Annotated in this window: 2 protein-coding genes; both read left to right on the forward strand. The window is 78.1% G+C overall.

From position 1 onward, the window contains the following. The first annotated feature begins 408 nt into the window (after positions 1-408). A complete protein-coding gene (locus AB6N23_RS17140; protein WP_412867186.1) occupies positions 409-2,196 on the forward strand; it encodes a glycoside hydrolase family 6 protein in 1,788 nt (595 codons plus the stop codon). Positions 2,197-2,303: 107 nt separating this feature from the next. After that, positions 2,304-5,203, forward strand: a 2,900-nt coding sequence (locus AB6N23_RS17145) for a hybrid sensor histidine kinase/response regulator (RefSeq protein WP_412867187.1), incomplete at its 3' end; no start/stop codon positions are given.

Raw genomic sequence — 5,203 nt, forward strand, 5'->3', positions numbered from 1 at the left:
GCCGCGTCGTCCGGCGGCGCGCCCGTGTCCGCCGGTGCGCCGCACGCGGCCACGAACCAGAGGGCCCCGACGACGACGCCGACGGCGCGGGCACGGCGCCGGCGAGCCGTCGTGCGTCCGCGTGCGCCGTCCATGGCCATCCTCCTGCCGTCCCTGAGGAAGATCACCCGGCTGCGGCCGTGATACGCGACGACGCGTACCGCGCCGCCAACGCGGTCGTCCTGACGCCACCGCCGCGCACGGGTACGGGTGTGATCCCGTGCGGACCCGTCGCCCGATGTCGTCCGACGGCCCGCGCGTGGGCGAGCATGGTCGGGTCGGCGGCCGCGGTCGGGCGCCGGCCGGCCGGGGCGGCGAGCCCCGCCCGCGTGCACGCCGAGGCCGATCCCCACGACCCCGAGGACGGAGATGCCGCCCACGCCCCGCGGACCGCGCGTCCGCCTGCTCGCCCTCGCGGTCGCCGCCGTCGTCGTCGCGGTCCTCGCGCTCACGCTGCCGTCGCCGGCGCGTGCGCCCGCGCCGGCGGACGCCCTCGACGGCGGGCAGGAGCTCGGCCCCGGCGACGCCCTGCACGCGGCGGGGGACGCGGAGCTCGCGGTGCAGCCGGACGGCGACGTCGTGCTGCGCTCGGGCGGGCGGGTCCGGTGGCACACCGGCACCGCGGGGCACCCCGGGGCGCGGCTCGTGCAGCGGGAGTCGGGGGCGCTCCAGGTGCTCGCGGCGGACGACGACGTGCTGTGGGACACCGGCGTCGACGCCCCGGGTGCGCGCACGGTCCTCACGGCCGACGGGACGGTGCGCACCGTCGACGAGGCCGGCGCGGACGTGTGGGCGAGCACCACCGACGGCCCGGCGCTGCGCGCGCAGCCGGCGGACCGCGTCCCGAGCGGCGGCCTGCTGCTGCCCGGCGAGCACGTCGTCAGCGGCGACGGGCGCGTGCGGCTCGGCGTCGGCGAGGACGACACGTTCACGCTGCGGCAGGGCGACGACCTGCTGTGGGCGGCGCCGGCCGCACCGCCGGGCGTCCACGCGACGGTCACGGCCGACGGCGACGTGCGGCTCGTCGGCCCCGACGGCACGGTGGCGTGGTCGACGGGGACGGCGGCGCCGGGCGCTCGGCTCGTCGTCAAGGACCACGGGCGCGCGTACCTCGTCGGCCCCGACGGCCGCGCGGTGTGGTCGACGCCCGCGCCGCCCGGCGAGCGCGCGCCGACCGTCGTCGGGCTGCCGATGCCGGACCCGCTGCCGCGCCCGGACGACGCGGACGCGGCCCGCCCCCAGGACGCCGGCACCGGCGAGCCCGCGTGGACCACGGTGCTCGCGGACGCGCCGCCGTACGTCGACCCGTCCTCGGCCGCCGCGCGGGCCGCCCGCACCGCCCGCGCGGAGGGGCGCGACGAGGACGCCGACCTGCTCGACAAGGCGGCCGCGCACGTCTCCGCGCGCTGGCTCGGCCCGACCGACACGGCGGCGGACGTCCGCGCCTGGGTCGACGCCGCCCGCGGCGCGGGCCGCACGCCCGTGCTCGTCACGTACGCGATCCCGGACCGGGACTGCGGCAGCCACTCCGCCGGCGGGCTCGCGACGCACGAGGAGTACGCGGCGTGGGCGGGCGACGTCGCGGCAGGGCTGGCCGGCGCGCGCGCCGTCGTCGTCGTGGAGCCGGACGCCCTGCTGCACCTCGAGCGGTGCGGCGACCGCGACGCGCGCCTCGACGTCCTGCGGCACTCCGTCGACGCGTACGTGGCCGCCGGCGCCGAGGTGTATCTGGACGCGGCGAGCAGCAACAGCTTCGGCTGGAGCGCCGACGCGCTGCGCGACATGGCGCTGCGGCTGCGCGCCGCGGGCGTCGACCGGGCCGCCGGGTTCGCCGTCAACACCGCGAACTTCCAGCGCAGCGAGCACGAGGTCGCCTACGGGCGGTACCTGTCGGCGCTGCTGGGCGGTGCGGCGTTCGTGGTCGACACGTCGCGCAACGGCAACGGGCCGCTCGCGGGCGAGGAGGGCACCGAGTGGTGCAACCCGCCCGGGCGCGCCCTCGGCGCGCGTCCCGGCGCGACGGGCACCGGTCCGCACGTCGCCGACCTCTGGGTGAAGACCGTGGGGCTCTCCGACGGCACGTGCCGCGGCGGCCCGCCGGCGGGGCGGTTCTGGGAGGACTACACGCTCGGTCTCGCCGCGCGCGCGGACTGGTGAGCGTCACCCGGCTGCCGCGCCCCGTTTGACGGCGGTGGTGCGCCGTCGGACGCTGGGAGGCCGGTGGCCGCGCCCGCGGACCCGCCCGCACCGCCGCTGGAGAGCCCGTGACGTCGACGCACCCGCCCGCCGCCGGTGACGGGTCCGTCGCCGCGGACGCGCCCGTCGCGCGCCACGGCTCCCCGCCCGACGGGTCACCCGGCCGGGTGCCGGTGGCCGTGCGAGGTGCGCTCGCCGTCGGCGCGGTGGCCCTGCTGCTCGCCGGGCTGCTCGGCGCGCTGCGGGCCGGCGACTCGGCTGCCGCGGTCGCGACGTCCGTCTCCGTGGCGGTCGAGCTGCTCGCCGCGGGCCTCGTCGTGGCGCGGGCGGCGCGCGTGCGCGCCGAGCGGCGCGCGTGGGTGCTCATGGCGGGCGCGCTCGTGCTGCACCCGGTGAGCGAGTTCGCGGCGACGCTCGCGCCCGTGCGGGCCGACGAGCCGGCGGTCACGGCCGCCGCGGTCGTGCTGCCCGTCGTCTACTACGGGCTCGCCGTGGCGAGCGTCGTCGCGATCGTGTCGCACCGGCTCGTCGTGCGCGCGCCCGTGGTGTGGCTCGACACCGCCATCGCCGCGTGCGGGCTGTTCGCGGTCGGGGCCGTCCTCGTCGTGCCCGGCCCGGACGGGGGCGGCACGCCGTGGCTCACGCTCGTGCACCTGGTCGGTCCGCTGCTCATGCTGTCCGCGCTCGTGGGCGGGCTCGTGGCGATCGCGGCGCGCCCGTCGCCCGCGTGGTGGACGCTCGCCGCCGGGTTCGCGCTGCTGTCCGCGTCGTCGACGCTCGCCACGGCGCGGGCCGGGTGGAGCGTGGTGGGCGTCGCCGACCCCGCCGACCTCGGCACGAGCGCCGGCCTGCTCGTCGTCGCGGCGGGCGCGTGGATGTCCCGGCCGCTGCCGCCCGACGCGACGCGGCCCCTGCCGAGCCTCGGCATGCCGCTGTCGTTCCTCGTCGCCGCGCTCGCCGTGCTCGCGCTGGACCTCGTCGAGCCCGTCCCGCCGCTCGCGCAGGCGGCGGCGACCGCCACGCTGGCGGCCGGCACCGGGCGCCTCGTCATCGCGGTCCGCGGGGCGCAGCGCGTCGGCCGCAAGGAGCGTGCGCTGAACCGCTCGCTCGTCGAGGCGCACGAGCACGCGGTCGCCGCGACCAACGCCAAGAGCGCGTTCCTCGCCAACATGAGCCACGAGATCCGCACGCCCATGAACGCCGTCATCGGGATGACCGGGCTGCTGCTCGAGACCGAGCTCGACGCCGAGCAGCGCGAGTACGCGCGGACCGTGCAGCTCAGCGGCAACCTGCTGCTCGACCTCATCAACAACGTCCTCGACTTCTCGAGGATGGAGTCGGGCAGCCTCGAGCTCGAGGACCACGCGTTCGACCTCACGGCGGCCGTGGACGACTCCGTGAGCCTGCTCGCGCACGCCGCCGACGCGTCCGGCGTCGCGCTCGTCGTCGACGTCGACCCCGCGTGCCCCGCGTGGGTGCACGGCGACGACACCCGGCTGCGGCAGGTGCTCGTCAACCTCGTCGGGAACGCCGTGAAGTTCACGCACGACGGCGACGTCGTCGTGCGCGTGGCCCCGGATCCCGCGGCGCCCGGGGCGCTGCGGTTCGCGGTCGCCGACGACGGCATCGGCATCCCGCCGGACCGGCTCGACCGGCTGTTCCGGCAGTTCAGCCAGGTCGACGCGTCCACCACGCGCCGGTACGGCGGCACCGGCCTGGGGCTCGCGATCAGCCGCGCGATCGTCGAGCTCATGGGCGGCGACCTCACTGTCGAGTCGCAGGTGGGCCGCGGGTCGACGTTCGCGTTCACCGTCGTGCTGCCCGAGGTGCCCGCACCGGCACCCGCGTCGACCACGCCCGCCGTCCTGCGCGGCCGCACCGCCGTCGTCGTCGAGGACAACGCGACCAACCGGCGGATCCTCGTGCAGCAGCTCGACCGGTGGGGGCTGACGTGCCGCGCGTACGCGTCGGCGGAGGAGCTGCTCGACGCGCTGCCGCACGTCCCGCGTCCCGACCTCGCCGTGCTCGACATGAAGCTGCCCGGTCTCAGCGGCGCGCGGGCGGCCGCGCGGCTGCGCGCGCAGCCACGGTGGTCCGGCGTCCCCCTCGTGCTGCTCAGCAGCCTCGGCGACGTCCTCACGACCGACGAGCGCGCGCCCTTCGCGGCGATGCTGACCAAGCCCGTGCGCGCCGCCGACCTGCGGCGCGTCGTCACGGACGTCGTCGCCGGCCGGCGGTCCGAGCCGCGCCCCGCGACCCCGCGCCCCGCCGGCGCGTCGCTGCGCGTGCTCGTCGTCGAGGACAACGCCGTGAACCGCACGATGGCGAAGCGCATGCTCGCCCGCATGGGCCACGACGTCGCGACGGCCGACGACGGCGCGCAGGCCGTCGCGCGCACCGCCGACGAGCGGTTCGACGCCGTCCTCATGGACATCCACATGCCCGTGCTCGACGGGCTCGAGGCGACGCGCGCGATCCGCGCCCGCGGCGCCGGCGCCCACCAGCCCGTCGTCGTGGCGCTCACCGCGAGCGCCACCGCGCAGGACCAGCGCGCCGCCGCGCAGGCCGGCATGGACGACTTCCTCACCAAGCCGTTCCGCAGCGACGACCTCGCGCGCGTGCTCGCGCGGATCACGCCGCGCGCGTGGGCGCCGGAGGAGCGGGAGGACGAGGACGCGTCGAGCCCGGTCGACGCGGAGGCCGACGGGGCGCCCGTCGTCGACCTCCGCCTGCTCGCGATGGCGCGGGAGGCGGACGCCGGGTCGGACGAGCGGCTGCTCGACGGGTTCGTCGCCGAGTGCGCCGCCGGCACGGCCGCGCTCGCGGACGCCGCGCGGGAGGGCGACGCGTCGCGTGCGGCAACGGTCGCGCACCGGTGGGTCGGCGGGTGCGCGGCGCTCGGCGCGCTCCCGCTCGCGCACCTGCTGCGGTCTAGTATAAAAAAAAACGAACCCACGAAACACATAAA

Origin of the sequence: Cellulomonas pasadenensis (genome assembly GCF_047229365.1) — a bacterium.
Classification (GTDB): domain Bacteria; phylum Actinomycetota; class Actinomycetes; order Actinomycetales; family Cellulomonadaceae; genus Cellulomonas.